At 63.8% G+C, this 19,599-nt stretch carries 20 protein-coding genes; 10 read left to right on the top strand and 10 right to left on the bottom strand.

The genetic code is table 11. The features are described 5' to 3' along the window. The 3 genes from LB558_RS09140 to LB558_RS09130 all read right to left on the bottom strand — a co-directional run bounded on the left by LB558_RS09140 (position 1) and on the right by LB558_RS09130 (position 2,796). Positions 1-816: an oxidoreductase gene (locus LB558_RS09140; protein ID WP_224697267.1), complete on the bottom strand. Its 816-nt coding sequence runs from the start codon at positions 814-816 to the stop codon at positions 1-3. Positions 817-907: 91 nt separating this feature from the next. After that, positions 908-2,173, bottom strand: coding sequence for a beta-ketoacyl-ACP synthase II (fabF, locus tag LB558_RS09135; RefSeq protein WP_224697266.1), 1,266 nt, complete (start codon positions 2,171-2,173; stop codon positions 908-910). Positions 2,174-2,217: 44 nt separating this feature from the next. Next, positions 2,218-2,796 (bottom strand): TetR/AcrR family transcriptional regulator, encoded by a 579-nt coding sequence (locus LB558_RS09130; RefSeq protein ID WP_224697265.1) that lies wholly within the window; start codon positions 2,794-2,796, stop codon positions 2,218-2,220. Between the two features lie 80 nt (positions 2,797-2,876). Between LB558_RS09130 and LB558_RS09125 the strand changes: the two genes are divergently transcribed. The 10 genes from LB558_RS09125 to LB558_RS09080 all read left to right on the top strand — a co-directional run bounded on the left by LB558_RS09125 (position 2,877) and on the right by LB558_RS09080 (position 11,378). Beyond that, complete coding sequence (locus tag LB558_RS09125) at positions 2,877-3,230, top strand: hypothetical protein (protein WP_224697264.1); 354 nt, start codon at positions 2,877-2,879, stop codon at positions 3,228-3,230. Between the two features lie 87 nt (positions 3,231-3,317). Continuing rightward, positions 3,318-3,776, top strand: a complete 459-nt coding sequence (locus tag LB558_RS09120) for a nuclear transport factor 2 family protein (protein WP_224697263.1) — start codon at positions 3,318-3,320, stop codon at positions 3,774-3,776. A 313-nt stretch (positions 3,777-4,089) separates the two neighbouring features. Next, positions 4,090-4,869 (top strand): ABC transporter ATP-binding protein, encoded by a 780-nt coding sequence (locus LB558_RS09115; protein WP_224697262.1) that lies wholly within the window; start codon positions 4,090-4,092, stop codon positions 4,867-4,869. Next, positions 4,856-5,587 (top strand): ABC transporter ATP-binding protein, encoded by a 732-nt coding sequence (locus LB558_RS09110; protein ID WP_224697261.1) that lies wholly within the window; start codon positions 4,856-4,858, stop codon positions 5,585-5,587. Before LB558_RS09115 ends, LB558_RS09110 begins: the two co-directional genes overlap by 14 nt. Further along, the gene (locus LB558_RS09105) at positions 5,584-6,486 is read left to right on the top strand and encodes a branched-chain amino acid ABC transporter permease (protein ID WP_224697260.1); all 903 of its coding nucleotides are present in this window, start codon (positions 5,584-5,586) and stop codon (positions 6,484-6,486) included. The genes LB558_RS09110 and LB558_RS09105 overlap by 4 nt, the downstream gene beginning before the upstream one ends. Further along, positions 6,483-7,532 carry a branched-chain amino acid ABC transporter permease gene (locus LB558_RS09100; protein ID WP_027040063.1) on the top strand — a complete coding sequence of 350 codons (1,050 nt, stop codon included), beginning with the start codon at positions 6,483-6,485 and terminating at the stop codon, positions 7,530-7,532. Before LB558_RS09105 ends, LB558_RS09100 begins: the two co-directional genes overlap by 4 nt. Continuing rightward, complete coding sequence (locus tag LB558_RS09095) at positions 7,529-8,707, top strand: ABC transporter substrate-binding protein (RefSeq protein WP_224697259.1); 1,179 nt, start codon at positions 7,529-7,531, stop codon at positions 8,705-8,707. The genes LB558_RS09100 and LB558_RS09095 overlap by 4 nt, the downstream gene beginning before the upstream one ends. Before the next feature lie 2 nt (positions 8,708-8,709). Next, positions 8,710-9,468 carry a cyclase family protein gene (locus LB558_RS09090; protein WP_224697258.1) on the top strand — a complete coding sequence of 253 codons (759 nt, stop codon included), beginning with the start codon at positions 8,710-8,712 and terminating at the stop codon, positions 9,466-9,468. A gap of 70 nt (positions 9,469-9,538) precedes the next feature. Further along, positions 9,539-10,795 (top strand): cysteine desulfurase-like protein, encoded by a 1,257-nt coding sequence (locus tag LB558_RS09085; RefSeq protein WP_224697257.1) that lies wholly within the window; start codon positions 9,539-9,541, stop codon positions 10,793-10,795. A gap of 1 nt (position 10,796) precedes the next feature. Further along, entirely contained in the window at positions 10,797-11,378 is a 582-nt protein-coding gene (locus tag LB558_RS09080) for a cupin domain-containing protein (RefSeq protein WP_127260870.1), read from the top strand. An 86-nt stretch (positions 11,379-11,464) separates the two neighbouring features. Here the strand turns inward: LB558_RS09080 and LB558_RS09075 are convergent, their stop codons facing one another. The 7 genes from LB558_RS09075 to LB558_RS09045 form a co-directional block, all read right to left on the bottom strand. After that, positions 11,465-12,868 carry an MATE family efflux transporter gene (locus LB558_RS09075; protein ID WP_224697256.1) on the bottom strand — a complete coding sequence of 468 codons (1,404 nt, stop codon included), beginning with the start codon at positions 12,866-12,868 and terminating at the stop codon, positions 11,465-11,467. 167 nt (positions 12,869-13,035) lie between these two features. Beyond that, complete coding sequence (locus tag LB558_RS09070) at positions 13,036-14,622, bottom strand: FGGY-family carbohydrate kinase (protein WP_224697255.1); 1,587 nt, start codon at positions 14,620-14,622, stop codon at positions 13,036-13,038. Continuing rightward, positions 14,619-15,302, bottom strand: a complete 684-nt coding sequence (locus LB558_RS09065) for an HAD family hydrolase (protein WP_224697254.1) — start codon at positions 15,300-15,302, stop codon at positions 14,619-14,621. Before LB558_RS09065 ends, LB558_RS09070 begins: the two co-directional genes overlap by 4 nt. A 15-nt stretch (positions 15,303-15,317) precedes the next feature. After that, positions 15,318-16,796: a mannitol dehydrogenase family protein gene (locus LB558_RS09060; RefSeq protein ID WP_224697253.1), complete on the bottom strand. Its 1,479-nt coding sequence runs from the start codon at positions 16,794-16,796 to the stop codon at positions 15,318-15,320. Between the two features lie 156 nt (positions 16,797-16,952). Then, positions 16,953-17,723 (bottom strand): L-iditol 2-dehydrogenase, encoded by a 771-nt coding sequence (locus tag LB558_RS09055; protein WP_224697667.1) that lies wholly within the window; start codon positions 17,721-17,723, stop codon positions 16,953-16,955. A 2-nt stretch (positions 17,724-17,725) separates the two neighbouring features. Next, positions 17,726-18,724: an ABC transporter ATP-binding protein gene (locus LB558_RS09050; RefSeq protein WP_127260858.1), complete on the bottom strand. Its 999-nt coding sequence runs from the start codon at positions 18,722-18,724 to the stop codon at positions 17,726-17,728. Positions 18,725-18,773: 49 nt separating this feature from the next. Next, entirely contained in the window at positions 18,774-19,598 is an 825-nt protein-coding gene (locus LB558_RS09045) for a carbohydrate ABC transporter permease (RefSeq protein WP_023810705.1), read from the bottom strand. Position 19,599 lies beyond the last annotated feature (1 nt).

Genomic DNA, 19,599 nt, shown 5'->3' with positions numbered 1-19,599 from the left:
TCAGGCCGGCAGCCCAAGCTGTTTGCGCAGGCTCTTGTCGAATGCGGACGCTGGGACGAAACGGCGCAGGAAACTGACCTGGCGCGCCATTTTTCCCGCCGCATAGCGCTTCTTCGGAGCGGGATCGGTTGCTGCTGCCAAAACGGTCTTGGCTACCACTTCGGGCGCATCGCCTTTTTCCATCGCCTTCCGCACTGATGTGGTCATCCCGGCACGCGCGGAGTCGTAGATTTCGAGCGACCGGTCGGGAGCGGCGAGATTGTCCTCGAATGATGTGCGGGTATAGGCGGGCTCCACCAATGAAACGCGAATGCCGAACGGGCGCAGTTCGTGATCGAGCGACTCGGAATACCCCTCGATGGCATGTTTGGTCGCCGAGTAAAGCGCAAAATAGGGAGCGGGGATGAACCCCTGTACCGAACTCAGATTCACGATTCTGCCCTTCCCTTGGCGCCGCATTGCCGGCAGCACCGCGTTGGTCACGCGCAAGACGCCGAAGACGTTCACGTCGAACAGCGCCTTGGCCTGCGCGGTCGAGGACTCCTCCGCGCCGCCAAACAGGCCCATGCCGGCATTGTTGACAAGCAGGTCGATGCGTCCGGCCTTGGCCAGAACGTCCTCGACCATTGTCACGACGGACGCGTCGTCGGTCACGTCGCAGGTCAGCATGGTCACGCCGGTGGATTGCTGGGAGGCCGTGCGACGGCTGGTTCCGAAGACGCGAAAGCCGGCGCCTAGCAAGGCGTCGGCGGTAGCGCGGCCGATGCCGGAAGATGCCCCTGTGACCAGGGCGACGCCAGGATTGGTCTTGTTCATGGAAATCATATCCTTGTTTGCGTTGGATCGGATTGGGAAAAGCATGGGAAGCCGGGGCAAGGGCGTTGGTCTGACTGCGTCTGGCCGCCGTTTAGTTCCAGCGTCTGAACAGGGCGCTGGCATTCACGCCGCCAAAGCCGAAGCCATTGGAGATCGCGTACTCCATCTCCATGGGCCGGGGCGTGTTGGCGACGAAGTCGATTCCGTCGCCGGCCGGATCGGCTTCGCCCAGGTTGAGGGTTGGCGGGGCGACCTGATGCCTGAGCGCCAGGATTGCGAAGATCGCACCAAGCCCGCCGGCCGCTCCGAGCAGGTGTCCGGTCGCCGATTTCGTCGCACTGACAGCTATCGCGAAATCGCGCCCGAACACGCTCTTGATCGCTTCGATCTCACCCAGGTCGCCTACTGACGTGGAGGTCGCATGCGCATTGAGATGACGGACCTGGCGTGGTGAAATCCCTGCCTGGGCAATCGCGATCTGCATGGCCCGGCGCGCGCCATCGCCGTCCTCTGGCCCGGAGGTGACGTGGTGGGCATCCGCGGTCGTCCCGTAGCCGACGAGCTCAGCCAGCGGCTTTGCGCCGCGCGCCAACGCGTGGTCCAACGCCTCGATGACCAGCACGCCGGCTCCTTCGCCCATGACGAAGCCGTCCCGCGATGTGTCGAAAGGGCGCGAGGCTTGAGCCGGCGCCCAATTGAAGCCGGTTGAAAGAGAACGAGCCGCGGCGAAGCCGCCGAGACTGACGGTGTTGATGCACGCTTCCGTTCCGCCGCATACGGCGATGTCGGCTTCGTTGGCGCGGATCAGGCGGGCGGCGTCGCCGATCGCCTGGATGCCCGCCGCGCATGCCGTCACCGGTGCGCCGAGTGGACCTTTGAAACCATGACGGATCGAGATGTGGCCCGCCGCGAGGTTCACCAGGAAGGACGGCACCGTGAAGGGAGACAGGCGGCGGGCGCCACGCAGGTCCACCGTGCGCACCGCCTCGGTGATGGCGGGGAACCCGCCGACCCCTGAAGCGATGATCGTGGCCGTGCGCAGGCGATCCGTCTCCAGGGCAGGCTTCCATTGCGCCTGCGCAAGCGCCTCTTCCGCCGCCGCCAGCGCGAAGAGAATGAACCGGTCTACCTTGCGCTGATCCTTCGCGGACAGGACGGCATCGGCATCGAAACCAGCCTCCGGATCTTCGCCCAGGGAGGGAACCACGCCGCCAATCTTAGCCGGCAGCTCTCCCACCATATCGTCGCGAAGCCTGCGAACGCCCGACCGGCCGGCAAGCAGGCGTGACCAGGACGCTTCGACATTGGCGGCCAGGGGCGTGACCGCTCCCATGCCCGTGATGACAATCCGTTGCATCTGCTCTCCTATCCTTGGTGTGCCGGCGGCGCTGCTCGCGCCGTTCAAGCGGCGACTGCTTCGCGAACCTGATCGGCCGCCGCATCCAGAAAAGCCTGCGCAAGGTCGGAGTCGTTGACGACCCGCGAGAGCACGACCGCGCCGACCATCGTCGAGAGAACGGCCATTGCCTTCTTCCCGGTCTTTTCGCTGTCGCCCTCGCCAACCCAACCGCCGAGCATCTCAAGGTACGCCTTGATGCCGGCTTCGAATGACTCCTTCACCTCGGCACCTTGCCTGGCTGCATCCGAGCCGAGAGCAACGACCGGGCAGCCGTCCATCTTTTCCCCGCGATGATCCATGCTGAGATAGAATGAGATCACTCCGTCGAGCGGGTTCCCGGGATTTGCCGCGGTCGCGGCCGACCATTTGTGGGTGGCGCTTTCCATCGCCCGCCTGGACGCCAGCGCCGCCAGGTCGTCCTTCGACTCGAATTGCTTGTAAAAGGCGCCCTGGGTCAGCCCGGCACCCTTCATCAGGTCCTTGAGGCCGATGCCGTCAAAGCCGCGCTCCCGAAAAAGCCGGCTTGCCACATTGATCACGGTCTCGCGGTTTTCCGCGGCCTGAGTGCGACTTACACGCATCGTCATCTCCTTTTTTAGATTGCATTCGTAATCTATACCCTATATAGAGGGTGAGCGCAATCTAAAAAAGGAGAAATGAGATGATCCGCAAAACCCTGAGCGCCTCGCTGCTGGCGGCGCTGTTTCTTGCAACCCCGGCTCTTGCCGAGGAAGCCACCATCGGACGCCCGATCCAAGGTGGCAGCCTGCACCAGGGACACCTGGACATGGTGGCCTACTACGTTCCGGACGGCGACCTGCTTGAGGTCACCGCCACTTTCGCACCGAAGACCGGGGGTGATCCGTTGCGGGTTGTCATGGGCCTCGCCAACAGTGACTCCGTGGCGTTTTCCATACCGGGCTACCCGGGCTCGCTCTACGCATTCTCAAGGTCCGGCAAGGAAGTGACGGTCTCGACCGACACATCCCTGCGAGCCGACGCGACAATGCCCTGACCTGACGCCCAGGCTGCGGCCGCGCGATGCTGGCTGGGGCTCCCGCGTCGGAACGGCGCGCCACCAACAAGTTTGGAGAGAGGTCACATGCTTTACAGCTATTTTGTCGAGAAATCGATCCGGCAGAGCTTCGACGACGTCAACAACCATCGCTGGGATGCGGCGGTGAAGGCCATTGCGCCGCATGTCCATCACCGGGTTGGTGGCGCACACGCGCTTGGTGGGGAGCGCCACGACAAGCAAGCCCTGCGCCGGTGGTTCGAGCGCCTCGGCCGTGTTCTGCCCACTCTCCATCTCACGGTCAACCACGTCTGGGTGAAGGGCTGGCCGTGGCATACCACCGTGTTTGCCCAGTGGGATGGCACCGCAACCCTGCTCAACGGCGATACGTCCTACATCAACCGTGGTCTCCACGTGTTCACGCTGCGGTGGGGCAGGGTTCATGCGCTCGAGGAATTTTACGATTCACAGGCGGCGGCGCGCGGTCTCGCCGCCCAAGCGGCATCCGGCCTCGAAGAAGCTGTCGCCGAACAGATAACAAGCTAGCAGAAGCACGGTCCGGGGACGCCAAGGCTTACGGGGCTGGTCGCGCTGGCCTTCTTCGTCACGTGCCTTCCGCCCGCGCAGTATGCGCGGAGGCTTGAGAAGTGAGCGCGGGCACTGGACTGCAAGCCAGGAAACCCAGTTCGGTAGCGCAGCGCTGCATCGATGCCGGTGCTGTCGCGGCAACGGTCGAGCCGAGGCAGGCATATAGCTTTCCTAGTGGGAATAGGCCTTGACATCCTGCCGTTCGAATTGTCCATTTGACGCTTGACCGGGCCGAACGGGGCGGCGAGGGCGGATAGGGGCAAACCGGCGCGTGGATAGACAGTCGAGTCGAGTGCTGTTGAAGACGGTTGGGCTGACAAAAGCCTTTCGAGGGCTGGTTGCCCTGCGGGATCATTCCATCGAACTCCACGAAGGTGAAATCGTTGGGGTAATCGGGCCGAATGGCTCGGGCAAGAGCACGCTTTTCAACCTGATCACCGGCTTCTCCCAGCCGAATTCAGGCAGCATCGAGATGGAGGGCCGTTCGATCGTCGGCCTGCGCACATCGCAGATCGTGGCGATGGGCATCGCCCGCACCTTTCAGGGTTCTCGCCTATTCGGCAGCCTCAGCGTCGCACAGAACGTGCTGACGGCGGCGCAGTTGCGCCATCCTGTCGGGCCCGCCGATACCGTGCTGCGCGGTCGGCGCTATCGCGAGCGGGTGGCCGCGACGCGGCAGAAGGCCGACGAACTCCTCGACCTCATGGGCCTGACAGGGCAGGCCGGCAGGGTCGCCGCGGATCTTCCCTACGGCGATCAGCGGCGGCTGGAGATTGCGCGTGCGTTGGCAACCGGTCCGCAGCTGCTGCTGCTCGATGAGCCCGCGGCCGGGCTTGATTCCAACGAGACCAAGGTGTTGGCAGCGCTGATCCGGACGATCCGTGACCGCTACGGCGTAACGGTGGTCGTTGTCGAGCACGACATGGACCTGATCATGGCGTTGTGCGAACGCATCCAGGTGCTGGCGACCGGCGAGGTGATCTGCGTCGGAACACCGGAGCAGGTACGCGAACACCCGAAAGTGCGGGAGGCGTATCTTGGCCACGCCTAGCCCCGTTCTGCTCAGCGTCGAGAACCTCGAGGTCAATTTCGGCGCGGTGCGTGCGCTGAAGGGCATTTCGCTCGACGTCCATACCGGCGAGGTGGTGGCGTTGGTAGGGGCCAACGGCGCCGGCAAGAGCACGACCTTGCGCACCATTTCCGGCCTGTCGCGGCCGCGCGGCGGCAAGATCATCTTCGATGGCAAGCCGATTGGAGGTATCGCTCCGTCGCGCATCGTAAGTCTGGGCATCGCGCAGAGCCCGGAGGGCAGGCGCCTGTTCGGCGGCCTGACGGTGGCCGACAATCTGCGGCTCGGCGCCTGCACCCGTACCGACAAGGAGGCCGTCGGCAGAGACAGCGAGCGCATGTTCATGCTGTTCCCGATTCTCAAGCAGCGGCTGAAGCAGCTGGCCGGCACGCTGTCGGGTGGCGAACAGCAGCAGCTTGCTCTGGCGCGTGCGCTGATGGCGGCGCCGCGCCTGCTGCTGCTCGACGAGCCTTCGCTCGGCGTTGCGCCGCTGCTGGTGCGCCACATCTTCAGCGCGCTTGCCGAACTGAAGCGCCAGGGCATGACGATGCTGCTGGTGGAACAGAACATCACGCTCGCGCTGGACCTCGCCGACCGTGCCTATGTGTTGCGCACGGGTCAGGTGGCGCTGTCGGGCCGGTCCGCGGAACTGCGCGACAGCGAACGCGTGGCGCAGGCATATCTCGGGGCGGCAACATGACCCAGCTCGACTATATCCTGCAGCAGATCGTCAATGCGGTGAGCCTCGGCAGCCTCTACGCACTGGTGGCGGTCGGCCTGTCGATCGTCTTCGGCGTCCTCAAGCTCACCAATTTCGCGCATGGCGACGTCATGATGGTAGGCGCATTCGGGGTAGCTCTGCTGGCAGGAGCCGGCGTTCCGTTCCCGGTCGCCGTGATCTGCGGCATCGCCGCGGCGGCCGTCGCGGGCTTCCTCATCGAACGCATCGCCTATCGTCCGATCCGCGACGCGCCCGACGTTGCGCGGCTGCTGACAAGCCTCGCCGTCACCTACATCATCGAGAACGTCGGCATCCTGGTGTTCACCTCCTCGCCGCGCAATTTTCCACTCCCCGATATTCTCAACACCTCCTGGGAAGTGTCGAATGGCGCCATCACCTTCACCAGCATCAATCTCCTGACCATCGCGCTGACCTTCGTGTCGCTGCTGCTCCTCGGCTGGTTCATCACGCGCACCACGACCGGGCTCGGCATGCGCGCCGCGGCCGAGGACATGTCGGCGGCACACCTTGTCGGTCTGAACGTCAACCGGCTGATCATCGTCGCCTTCATCGTCGCATCCGCCTATGCCGGCCTCGCCGGCATTTTGTGGGCGGCACAGGCCGGCGTGGTGCAGCCGCAGATGGGCTTCACGCCGCTCCTGAAGGCTTTCGTGGCGGCAATCATCGGCGGCTTCGGGTCGATCGCGGGCGCTCTGGTCGGCGGCTACATATTAGGCGCGCTGGAGATATTCATCGTCGCATTCCTGCCGAGCAGCGTCTCGTCTTATCGCGACGCAATCGTCTTCGCCGTGCTGATTGCCTTTCTGCTGGTGCGCCCGGGCGGGCTGCTCCAGCCAAACCGGGAGATAAAGCTGTGAGCCGGGAAGCGCGGATCACACTCCTCGTCCTCGTCGCCCTGGTGGCGGGAGCAGCTGTCGCTTTCGGTGCACCGCACGTGCTGAGCGATTATTTCGTCCGGATTATCCTGCTGATCGCGCTGAATGCAATCCTGGTGCTGGCGCTGTCGCTGAGCAACGGTTTTACGGGCGTGTTTTCGCTCGGTCATGTCGGCTTCATCGGCGCTGGCGCGTATATTTCGGGAATCCTGTCGATTCCGGTACAGCAGAAGATGGCACTGCTGCCGCATCTGCCGACGTTTCTGCATGCTTTCAGCCTCCCCTTCCTGCCGGCGACTCTGGTGGCAGGTCTTCTGACGGCACTGCTTGCGGTGGTCGTCGGTTATCCCTTGATGCGCCTGTCGGGCTATTTCGTTTCGGTGGCGACGATGGGATTCTTGATTATCGTCAACGTAGTGCTGATCAATGCCTCGGATTTCACCCGAGGCGCCCGCACTTTCACCGGCGTGCCGCTGGAGACGACGTTGCCCTGGGTGATGGGTTGGCTCGCCATCACAGTGTTCGTTCTGGCGCGCCTGGTTTATTCGCCTTTCGGGCGCGCCATGAAGGCGGTGCGCGACGACACAATCGCGGCCAGCGCTGTCGGAATCGGCGTGTTGCGGACCAGACTGATCGCCTTCGTCATCGGCGCGTTCTTCTCAGGCGTCGGCGGGTCGCTCTACGCCCATTATCTCGGCTCGTTTTCGCCGAACACCTTTTACTTCGCGCTGACGATGAGTCTGATCACAATGCTGGTGCTAGGCGGCATGGGATCCCTGACAGGCGCGGTGGTCGGCGTCATCTGCGTTTCGCTGTTGTCGGAGGTCCTGCGCTCGGTCGAACGCGGCTTCACGATCGGCGATTTCGCGGTGCCGGCCCTGTTTGGCGCCAGCCAGATCGTGCTCGGCTTCATCTTCATTCTAGTCATGATCTTCCGGCCGAAGGGGATCATGGGGGACCGGGAACTTACGTTCGGATTAACCCAAAGATCGGCAACGGTGAACCAGACAGAGGAACGAAAACGATGATCAAACTCACTCGACGCGGCACCATCGGCCTGGGACTGGGCGCATTCTTCGCGCTTGCCTCGGCCAGCACGGCACTTGCTGCCGACACGATCAAGATAGGCTATCCGGCAAACCTGACCGGCATTCAGGCCTCACTCGACGGTCCGATGCTGAATGGCGCCAAGCTGGCGGCGAGCGAAATCAACGCCGCCGGCGGCGTGCTCGGCCAGCAGATAGAACTGGTGGTCTACGACTCCAAGAGCGATTCGACGACGATCTCGACCGTCGCCAGCCAGTTGATCGACAGCGACAAGGTCGTCGGCATCATCGGCTTCGCCGATTCCGACTCGGTGCTGGCCATCGGACCGCAGGTCCAGAAGGCGCAGATCCCGTTTATCACGCCCGGCGCGACCTCGCCGAAATTGCCGAGCCAGCTCGGCAACGAGATCTTCCTCGCCGCCTTCGGCGACAACGTTCAGGCTGCGGTTGGCGCGGAATTTGCGCTGAACAAGCTGAACGGCAAGACCGCCTACCTGCTGACCGACATCGGCACCGAATACACAACGCTGCTGTCGGACTACTTCGTCACCGCCTACGAGCATGGCGGGGGCAAGATTTTGGAGCGCGACACCTACAAGATCGGCGACAAGACCTTTACCGCGCAGATCGCCAAACTGAAGGCGCTGTCGCCGCAGCCCGACTTCGTCTACGCCTCGTCGAATGCCGAGGAAATCGGCCTGATCTTGAAGCAGATGCGCCAGGCCGGCATCAACCTGCCGGTGGTCGGCGGCGACGGCTACGACACGCCTTTGCTGATCCAGGTCGGCGGCGACGCGGCCAAGGACACCTACTTCACCACCCACGCCTATATCGGTGAGGGCGCCACCCCGAAGGTGCAGGCCTTCATCGACGCCTACACCAAGTCGGCCGGCAATGCCCCGGAGAACGCGTTCGCTGCGCTCGGCTACGACTCGGTCAAGCTGATGGCCGACGCGATCAAGCGTGCCGGTGCGCCCGATCCGGCCAAGATCCGCGACGCGCTGGCCGCTACGTCCGGGCTCGACGGCGTGACCGGAACGATCACCTACCGCCCGGGCATTTCGGTGCCGGACAAATCGGTTTCGGTCATAGGGGTCAAGGACGGCAAGCTTGTCCTGGCAAGTGAAGCGGCACCGACCTTCGTCGCGGAGCCGTGATCTTGTCCACTCCGGGTACCCTTTGGGACATCTACAGGTCGCGGCTCTCCGCCGCGACCTTCACTGACCTGACGCATGCGTTTCATCCGGGCCAGCCGCATTTCCCGGCCTTCCCGGACGAGGAGCGCCGTGCGTTGCTCGATTTTTCGAAGGGCGACGCCTTCCAGGTCCACCACTACGCCTTTGTCGGACAGTGGGGCACCCATGTCGATCCGCCGGTGCACTTCATCGATGGCGGCCGCTCGATCGACCAACTGCCGGTGGCGGAGATGCTTCTGCCGTTGGTCATACTCGACATCAGCGACAGGGTCGCCGCCGATCCCGACGCGACGCCGACGCTCGACGACATTTGCGCCTGGGAGACGCGGAATGGCCGTATCCCTGAAAAGTGTTTTGTCGCACTTCGCACCGGGTGGTGGCCGCGCTGGCCAGACCCCGTGGCGTTTCAGAACAAGTCGGCCGACGGTATCTCACATGCGCCGGGCTGGTCGAAGCCGGTGCTGGAGGAACTTTTGGAACGCCGTGGTGTCGCTGCGATCGGGCACGAGGGCATGGACACCGATCCCGGCCGCGCCACTTCCGCGGGTGACGCAAGCCTGGAATACTATGTGCTGTCCCGCGACTGCTGGCAGATCGAACTCCTGGCCAATCTCGACAAGGTGCCCGAAGCCGGCGCGTTGATAATGGCAAGCTGGCCAAAGCCAAAGGCCGGATCTGGCTTCCCGGCTCGCGCTGTCGCCATCCATGAAGCGGCCGGCTGAACGCGTGAAACCGCAGCTGGCGGCGGCCTAAGGGCCGTCGCACAACGTTCATCAGACACGGAATTCAGACATGGATATAGACACAGTCCGCGATGCTTTTCCGGCGATGGCGAGAGGTGCCGAGCCGAAGAAGCGGATTTTCTTCGACAATCCCGCGGGAACCCAGATGGCGAGCCGTTCGATCGAGCGTATGACGCGTGCCATGATCGAGACCAACGCCAATCTTGGTGGCTATTTCGAAACCTCACTCGCGGCCCAGGCGATGGTCGACGACGCGCATCAGGCGATGGCCGATTTCTTCAATGCCGCGGACCGGCGTGAGGTGGTGTTCGGCCAGAACATGACGACTCTGACTTTCGCCGTCTCGCGCGCCATCGGCCGCGATCTGAACGCCGGCGATGCCATCGTGTTGACGCGCATGGATCATGACGCCAACGTCGCACCCTGGCTGATGCTGGCGGAGGATCGCGGGCTTGAAGTGCGCTGGATCGACCTCGATCCAAAAACCTTCGAACTCGACCTGTCGACGCTGGAGGCCACTATCGACGAGCAGGTCAAGCTGGTCGCCGTTGGGTATGCCAGCAACGTTACCGGCACGATCAACGACGTCAAGCGGATCGCGCAGCGCGCACGCGCGGTCGGGGCGCTGAGCTATATCGACGCGGTGCAGTTCGCGCCGCATGGGGTGATCGACGTCCAGGAGATCGGCTGTGATTTCCTGGTTTGTTCGGCCTACAAATTTTTCGGACCGCATCACGGGGTGTTGTGGGGCCGGTTCGATCTGCTGCAGGCGCTGACCGCCTATAAGGTGCGCGCGGCTTCGAACGCGCCACCTGGAAAATTCGAGACGGGGACGACAAGCCGCGAGGCGCTTGCCGGGGTGCTTGGCGCCGTCGAGCACTATGCCTGGCTCGGACAGTCCTTCGGCAACGTCCACCCGCAGGCGACGCGGCGCGAGCGCATCGTCGCCGGCATTGAAGTCGCCGACCGTTATGAGCGTGTCCTGACAGCACGGCTGATTGCCGGATTGTCCAGAATTGATGGCGTCTTGATCCAGGGTATAACCGATGTGGCGGCGCTGGCGCGCCGTGTGCCTACCGTGTCGATCACCGTTGACGGAACCGATCCCGCCGATATCGCCAAGGCGATGGCAAAGGAAGGCATCTATCTCTGGCACGGCCACAATTACGGTTTGGAGCCAATCAAGCGGCTGGGGCTTGCGGACCGCAACGGCGTCGTCCGCATCGGGCTGGCCCATTATAACACCGAGGCGGAAGTCGATTTTCTGCTGGCGAAGCTGGCGGACTGGATGAAGACGCGGACCTGACATGCGCGACAGAAACGGAACCCCGAGGATCGGCGTCAAGCTGCGCCATGCCAGACAGGTGCTTGGCCTCAGCCTGGAAGAGCTCGGCGCCCGCATCGGGCTGACCGAGGGTTATCTCTCGAAGATCGAAAACGACCGCGCGACGCCCTCGATGGCGGCTCTGCACCGGCTGGTGCAGGCGCTGGGCATCAACATGAACGCGATGTTCGGCACGCTGCAGCACAATGCCTCGGAAGTGTTCGTCTTGCGGCAAAACGAGCGTCCGCACATGGAGACGGGACATCGGCGTTCGGGCAACCATGTCGTGCTCGAGCAATTGGTGCCATCAGGTCCGGAATATCTGCTGCAGATCAACGTCCACGTGATCGAGGCCGGCGGCGGCAGCCTTGAGTTGATCAGCCATAAGGGACAGGAATTCGGCTACGTGCTCGAAGGTTCGGTCGAGTTGCTGGTCGAGGCGAACGTGGTGGCGCTCGAGGCAGGCGACGCGTTCTATTTCAACTCGGAACTCGGCCACGGCTACCGCAATATCGGTTCGACCACGGTCCGCATCCTTTGGGTCAACACGCCGCCGACATTCTGACCGCCTCCATCGCGGAGTTGTGAAGGCGTTGTTCAATGAGCCAATGTCCGCAGGACAATAATGGACGGCCCACCGGCCGTCCTGTTTCAATGCCCGAACGCGAGCGGCGGCGCCAGTCGGTCGCGCCGCAGCCAGCGCGCCAGCAGCAGCGCGGCCACCACGGCCAGCCCCGACGACAGGCCGATCCAGATACCGACGCCATGCAGGCCGAAATGGAAGGCGAGCAGCACGCCGAGCGGCAGGCCGACGCCCCAATAGCCGATCGCGGCATAGATCATCGGCACCTTGGTGTCGTGCAGGCCGCGCAGCATTCCGGCGGCCACCGCCTGGGCGCCGTCGAAGACCTGGAACAGCGCGGCAAAGGCCAGGAACGACACGGCAAGCGCGATCACCCTGGCATTGGCTGGATTGCCCAGATCGATGAAGGCGCTGATCAGCGGATGCGGCCACAGGATCATCACCAGTCCCATCAGCGCCATGAACGAGACACCGATGACAAAGGCGGTCCAGCCGGCGCGCGAAACGCCTTCCGGATTGCCGGCGCCGTGCGCAAGCCCGACGCGCACCGTCACCGCCTGGTTGAGGCCAAGCGGCACCATGAAGGAGATCGAGGCGATCTGGATGGCGATCGCGTGCGCGGCCAGCGAATCCGCGTCGATCAGGCCCATCAGCAGGGCGGCCGCATTGAAGATCGTCACCTCGAAGGCGAGGATGCCGGCAATCGGCAGGCCGAGCCGCAACAGCCCCTTGAAGCGCGGCCAGTCGGCGCGCCAGAAGCGCCCGAACAGACGGTAGCGGCGGAACTTCTTTTCCAGCATCACCACGACAGCCAGGCCGATGAACATCAGCATTGAGGACAGCGAGGTGGCAAGGCCCGACCCGGCAATGCCCATCGGGGTGACGCCGAGATTGCCGAACATGAACACCCAGTTGAAGAAGACGTTGCAGGCGACGGCGACGAAGACGATGACCAGCGCCCAGCCCGGCCGTTCCAGCGCCGAGATGAACGAGCGCAGCACGATATAGCCGTAGAAGGGCAGCACCGCCCATTCGAGCCAGCGCAGATAGGTGCCGGCCTGATGGGCCAGCACCGGGTCCTGGCCCATGGCCAATAGGATGCCCTCGCCGTGCCAAAGCACGAGCCAGATCGGGATCGAGATCAGGATCGCCAGCCACAGGCCCTGGCGCACGGTGCGGCGCAGGTCGCGCACCGAATAGCGGCGGCGGCCAAGCTCGGTGGCGATCATCGGCGAGGTCGCCAGCATCAGGCCGAGGCCGAAGATCAGGGGCATGAAATAAAGGTTGGCGCCAAGCGCGCCGCTGGCCAGCGTATCCGAACCCAGACGACCCATCATCATGACGTCGGTGGCCGTCATCGCGGTCTGGCCGAGATTGGTCAGCACCATCGGCCAGGCGAGCGCCAGCGTCGCCCTGATTTCCTGACGCCAAAGATTTTCCGGCGCGCGAGCGCCGGCTTCGATCGCAGACATTGTTCCGCTCTTTCCAGCTACGGCACGTCGGCCAGAGCCGGAAGCCGCATGTCAAACGGCAAAACCTTCGGTTTCGCGGCGTTTGCGTCAGCTTCTGGACGAAACGCGACATGAAGGCAAGAGAGGAGGGACGGGAACGGATTGAGCCAGGGACCGGCCCCGATGCGCTAGCGGATCGCGTCCAGCATCTGCCGTTGGCGGTGCATCTCGAGGAAGACCCTGTAGTCGCGGTCGAAACGTCCGGACGATTTCGGGTTCGACGCGCGCGTCCTGCCGCCTTGCTGCATGGCAAGACAGGCCGCGTTGAGGTCGGGAAACAGCCCGGCCGCGGTGGCGGCGATCATGCCGGTGCCGAGCAGCACCGCCTCGTCTGCCAGCGGCTCGATCACCGTGCAGCCGGTGGCGTCGGCATAGAGCTCCATCAGCAGCGGGTTCTTGGTGTGGCCGCCGGTGACGTGCAGCGTGTCGATCAGGTAGCCGTTCTCGTTCAGCGCCTCCAGCACATGCCGCACGCCGAGCGCGATGCCGACGGCGGTGCGCCAGTAGAGCTTGCACAGACTGTCGAAGGAGGAGTCCAGCGTCAGCCCGCTGACGACGCCGACGGCATGCGGATCGGCGAGCGGTGAGCGGTTGCCGTGAAAGTCGGGCAGCACATGCAGCCTTGCAGCGAGGCTGTCGCCCTCGGTGGCGCGCAGTTCGGCGACACGCTTGGCGATCTTCGCATGCATGGCGGCATCCGGCTCGCCGCCGGCGCCGTGCCAGCGGATGATGTGGTCGAGCAGGGCGCCGGTCGCCGACTGGCCGCCTTCCGACAGCCACAGCCTGGGCAGCGCCGCGCCGTAATACGGCCCCCAGACGCCGGCGAAGGGCTGCGGATCCGGTGACATCGCCATGACGCAGCTCGACGTGCCGGCGATCAGCGCCAAATGCCGGCCGATGTCCTGTTCATAGTCGGCAAAGCCGCCGAGCACGCCAAGCGCGCCAGCATAGGCATCGATGACCCCGGCGCCGACCCGGCATTTCTCGCTCAGCCCAAGCTCGGCCGCCGCTTGCGCCGTCAATCGGCCGATATCGGTGCCGACCGGGCTGGCCCTCTCCGGCAGGTTGCCGTGCTCGAAAAGATCGCCGAGGCCGACGAGTTCGAAGAAATCGCGCCGCCAGCCTGTGTTCTCATGCGCCAGATAGGTCCATTTGGCGGTCAGCGTGCATTGCGAGCGGGCCAGAGAGCCCGTCGCTTGCCAGGTCAGGAAATCGGTCAGGTCGAATAAAGTGCCGGCCTGCGACCACGTCTCCGGCAAATTGCGCTTCAGCCACATCAGCTTCGGCGTCGCCATTTCCGGCGACATGACGCCGCCGATGTAATTCAGCACGGCGTGGCCGCTTGCCGTGCATTCGTCGGCCTCGGCGATGGCGCGGTGGTCGAGCCAGACGACGGTGTCCCAGCGTCTGTCGCCGGTGGTCGAGACGCTGAGCTGGCTGCCTTGCCGGTCGCGCACCACCAGCGAACAGGTAGCATCGAAGGAAATGCCTACAATGTCCTCAGGCTCGACACCGGCTTTTTCGCGGGCAGCGCGCACTGCGGTGCAGACGGCCGACCAGATATCGCGCGAATCATGCTCGGCGTGATCGGGCTTCGGCTGGTTCATGGCGATCGGCCGCTCGGCGCGGCCGAGCAAGGTGCCACTGGTGTCGAGAATGCCCGCGCGAGCGCTCCCGGTGCCGACATCGACCGCGCAGACAAACTGTTTCGTCAAGATGCTCTGTCTCTCGCTCCCAGGCCTGCAATCAGATCGGGCAATTGCAGCATGTCAGCGAATATAAAGTCCGGCTCACTCGACGCAAGCCGCGCTTTCAAGATGGGATTGCCGGCATGCGAGCCGCCGGTGAAGGCGAGCACGCGCATCCCCGCCGCCCGCGCAGCAGCGATGCCGGCCGGGCTGTCCTCGACGACGAGGCATTTGCGCGGATGGGCCCGCATGCTGGCGGCGGCATGCAGGAACAGATCCGGCGCCGGCTTTCCCTTGGCCACCATGGTGGCACTGAACAGATGCGGCTCCATCAGCCCGAGCAATCCGGTGACGTCGAGCGCGTAGCGGATGCGGTCGAGCGTGCCCGAGGACGCGACACAGAACGGCAGCCCAAGCCTCGGCAGCATCTCCTTGACGCCGGCGATCGGCTTCAGCTCCTCACGGAATTTGCGCATCAATTCAACGCGCATCTCGGTCAGGTGCAGGTCGGTGATATCGAGCCCGAAGTCGCGGCCGAGGATCTCGCGCACGCTTTTCATGCTCTTGCCGAGGAAATGCTCGTAGGCGGCATCCTCACCGACACTGCCGCCGGCAAGTTTGACCATGCCGAGCAGCGCCGAGACGGAGAGCGCCTCGCTGTCGACCAGCACGCCATCGCAGTCGAAAATGACCAGTTCAGGCGTCATGACGGAGAATGGCTCTCAGAGCTTGCCGGCGAGGTAGCGCGTCAGCGTGGCGCGCGCGCCATTCGCCCACAGCACGTTGAGCGCATGGGCGAAGGCCTCAACAAACGCCGTCGCGCGGCCGACATTGCCATAGATGTCCTCCATGGCAAGCCAGGCGGCGGGCGCATCTTTTGCCGCTTTTGCCGTTGCCTGCAACCGGTCCCAGCTAGGGTCGTTGGGCTCGATGACGGCGCCGCTGTCCGTCGTGCCGAAGCAATAGCGGCACCACAATGCCGATTCCAGCGCCAGGCCGGCGACGCCTTTCCCGGCCTTCAGCCGGTCGGCGATGGTCGGGATGATGAATTTCGGCTGGCGGTTGGAGCCATCGAGGCAGAGCCGGCGCACCGTGTCGCCGATCTTGGGATTGGAAAAGCGGCTCTCGATGAGCTGGTAATAGTCTTCCAGAACCGTGTCCGGCACCGGCGGCACCGTCGGAATGATTTCGTCCCGTTCGAGCTTGGCCAGAAAACCGCTCACCAGCGGCTCCTGCATCGCCTCATGGACGAAATGAATATCCATCAGGCCGGCCGGATAGGCGATCGTCGCGTGGCCGCCATTGAGGATACGGATCTTCATCAGTTCATAGGGCGCAACGTCTTTGACGAACTGCACGCCAACCTTTTCCAACGGCGGCCGGCCATCGGTGAAATGGTCCTCCAGCACCCACTGCCGGAACGGCTCGCAAAACACCGGCCAGTTGTCCTCAAGGCCAAAATCCTTGGCCAGAATGCCGCGCTCGCGGTCCGTGGTGGCCGGCGTGATGCGATCGACCATGCCGTTCGGAAAGGCGACATGCTCGCTGACCCAGTTCGCCAGGTCCTCGTCGATCAAACGGGCCAGACCGATGACGCCGTCGGAGGTGACATGGCCATTGTGAGGAATGTTGTCGCACGACATGACCGTGAACGGTACGGTGCCCTCGTCGCGCCGCCGCACCAGACCGGCGAGGATGATGCCAAACACCGTCTTCGGCGTGGCGCCGGCCTGCGCGTCGGCGACGATGTCGGGATGGGTCGGGTTGAACACGCCGGAGGCCGGGTCGATGAAATAGCCGCCTTCGGTGATGGTCAGCGAAACGATCCTGATCGCCGGGTCGGCAAGCCGTTCGATGACGCCGGCCGCGTCGCCCGGCATCAGGAAGTCGATCATGGCGCCGGTGACGCGGGCGCTCATATGGCCGCTATCCTGCTCGACCACCGTGGTCAGCCAGTCCTGCTCTTCCAGTTTGCCGCGACCGATCTTTTCACCGTCGAACACGCCGGTGCCGATCAGTGCCCAGTCATGGCCGATGCCCGCATTGAACAGATCGTCGAGATAGACAGCTTGATGCGAGCGATGGAAATTGCCGACGCCGAAATGCACGATGCCGGCCTTCAATGTCGCGCGGTCATATTTCGGCCCGGCGACCTCGGTAGGCAGCTTGGAGAGGTTTGAGGACGAGAGTTTCACGGTCATCTGTTTTACCCTTTGGCCGGGCTTCGGCCTTCGTTACGCCCTCTCCCCGTCTTCACGCGGAGAGGCTAAGGGGTGGCACTTCCTGAGGTCGATACAGCCTCTGATGTCGGCCTCTGCTCCCCGCGGAGGGACGGGGAGCAAAGGCCGTCCCCGCCCTCAACTCATCCACTGGCCGCCATCGACATTGTAGGTCTGGGCGACGATGTATTCGGCGTCGCCGCTGGCGAGAAACACCGCCATGCCGGTGAGATCCTGCGCCGTGCCCATGCGGCCATAGGGCACCGCCTCGCCGACCAGTTTCTTCTTCTCGCCCTTCGGCCGGTTTTCATATTTGGCGAACAGCGAATCGACGTGATCCCAGTGCTCGCCGTCGACGACGCCGGGGGCAATCGCGTTGACGTTGATGCGGTGCTTGATCAGGTCGAGCCCCGCCGACTGGGTCAGCGAGATGACGGCGGCCTTGGTGGCGCAATAGACGCCGACCAGCGCCTCGCCGCGTCGCCCGGCCTGGCTTGCCATGTTGATGATCCTGCCGCCCCGGCCAGCGGCGATCATCGAGCGGGCGGCCGCCTGCAGCATGAACAGCGTGCCGGCGACATTGACGGAAAACAATTTGTCGTAGCTTGCCTTGGTGATCTCGACGATCGGCGCCAGATCGAACAGAGCGGCGTTGTTGATCAGGATATCCAGGCCGCCGGTCTTCGTCTCGACGGCTTTCACCGCCGCCTCGATCGAGGCGAGGTCAGTGACGTCGAGCTTGACCGCATAGGCCTTGCCGCCGATCTCGGCGGCCGTCTTCTGCGCAGCCTCGAGATTGATGTCGGCGATGGCGACGGTTGCGCCTTCGCCGGCATAGGCTTCGGCGAAAGCTCTGCCGATGCCGCGGGCCGAACCCGTGATCAGCGCGGATTTGCCGGCCAGTCGCATGTTCACATCGCCTTTCCGTCGGCGCCGAAGCGATGCAGCTTGGCCTTGTCTGCTGTCAGGTAGATGGTGTCGCCATGATGGACGGCGAGTTCGCCGTCGGCGCGCACCGTCAGCGGACCGACGCCATCGGCCTGAACATGCAGGAAGGTGTCGGAGCCGAGATGCTCGGCGACGCCGACGACCGCCTTCCATTCGCCCGCCGTGGTCGAGATCTCCAGGTGCTCGGGACGGATGCCGATGGTCTTGGCGCCGTTTTTGGCAGCCGGCGCGCCTTCTATCAGGTTCATCTTCGGCGAGCCGATGAAGCCGGCGACGAACAGGTTCTTCGGCGTCTTATAGAGCTCCATCGGCGAGCCGACCTGCTCGATGTTGCCGGCGTTCAGCACGACGATCTTGTCGGCCATGGTCATGGCTTCGACCTGGTCGTGGGTAACGTAGATCATGGTGGTCTTGAGCTGATGGTGCAGCTCGCTGATCTCCAGCCGCATGGTACCGCGCAGTGCCGCATCGAGGTTGGACAGCGGTTCGTCGAACAGGAAGGCGGTCGGCTGACGGACGATGGCGCGGCCGATGGCGACGCGCTGGCGCTGCCCGCCGGAAAGCTGGCCGGGCCGGCGTTCGAGATAGTTGGTCAGGTTGAGCACGCGCGCCGCGTCTCCCACCTTCCTGTCGATGGTCGCCTTGTCCTCACCGGCCATCTTCAGCGGGAAGCCGATGTTCTTGGCCACCGTCATGTGCGGATAGAGTGCGTAGGACTGGAACACCATGGCGAGCTTGCGCTTGGCCGGTGCCTCGCCGGTGACGTCGCGGCCGTCGATGTTGATGGAGCCGCCGCTGGTGTCCTCGAGCCCGGCGATCAGGCGCAGCAGCGTTGACTTGCCGCAACCCGACGGGCCGACGAAGACGACGAACTCGCCATTCTCGATCACCAGGTCGAGACCGGGGATGATGGACGTCGCTCCGAAGGATTTGGAGACGTTCTTGAGCGTGATGTTTCCCATGATTTCCTCCCCGAGGGGTTATTTCTGCCGATTGCTTCGGGCAATTCCGTTACTTCACCGCACCAAATGTCAGGCCGCGCACCAGTTGCTTCTGGCTGAACCAGCCCATGATCAGGATCGGCGCGATGGCCAGTGTCGAGGCGGCCGAGAGCTTGGCCCAGAACAGGCCTTGCGGGCTGGAAAACGAGCTGATGAAGGCGGTCAGGGGTGCGGCTTCCGTCGTCGTCAGCCGGATCGTCCAGAACGCCTCGTTCCAGGCCAGGATGATGTTGAGCAGCATCGTCGAGGCGATGCCCGGCACCGCCATGGGTGTGAGCACATAGACGATCTCGTTCCACAGCGATGCGCCGTCCATGCGCGCCGCTTCCAGGATCTCGCCCGGTATTTCGCGGAAATAGGTGTAGAGCATCCACACCACGATCGGCAGGTTGATCAGCATCAGCATGATCATCAGGCCGATGCGGCTGTCGAGCAGTCCTGTGTCGCGGAAGATCAGGTAGATCGGGAACAGCACCGCGACCGCGGGCATCATCTTGGTGGACAGCATCCACATCAAGATGTCCTTGGTCCGCTTGGTCGGCGAGAAGGCCATCGACCATGCCGCCGGTATGGCGACCAGCAGGGCCAGGATGGTCGAGCCGACCGAGAGCAGCACCGAGTTGAAGAAGAACTTGAAGTAGCCGCTTTGCGCCTGAACCTCGGCATAGCTCTCGAACGTTCCCGACGGGATGATGCTGAAGCCCTGGATGGCTTCCTGCTCCGACTTGAACGAGGTGATGATCGTGTAGAGGATCGGGAAGAAGATCAGCAGGGCGACGATCCAGGCGGCAACTGTCGCAATCGTCTTGTGCTGGGTGGTGACAGAGCGTGCCATC

Origin of the sequence: Mesorhizobium sp. CO1-1-8, assembly GCF_020164875.1 — a bacterium.
Classification (GTDB): Bacteria; Pseudomonadota; Alphaproteobacteria; order Rhizobiales; family Rhizobiaceae; genus Mesorhizobium.
Note: the sequence above shows the minus strand (reverse complement) of the source record. Positions and strands in the feature narration are given on the sequence as shown.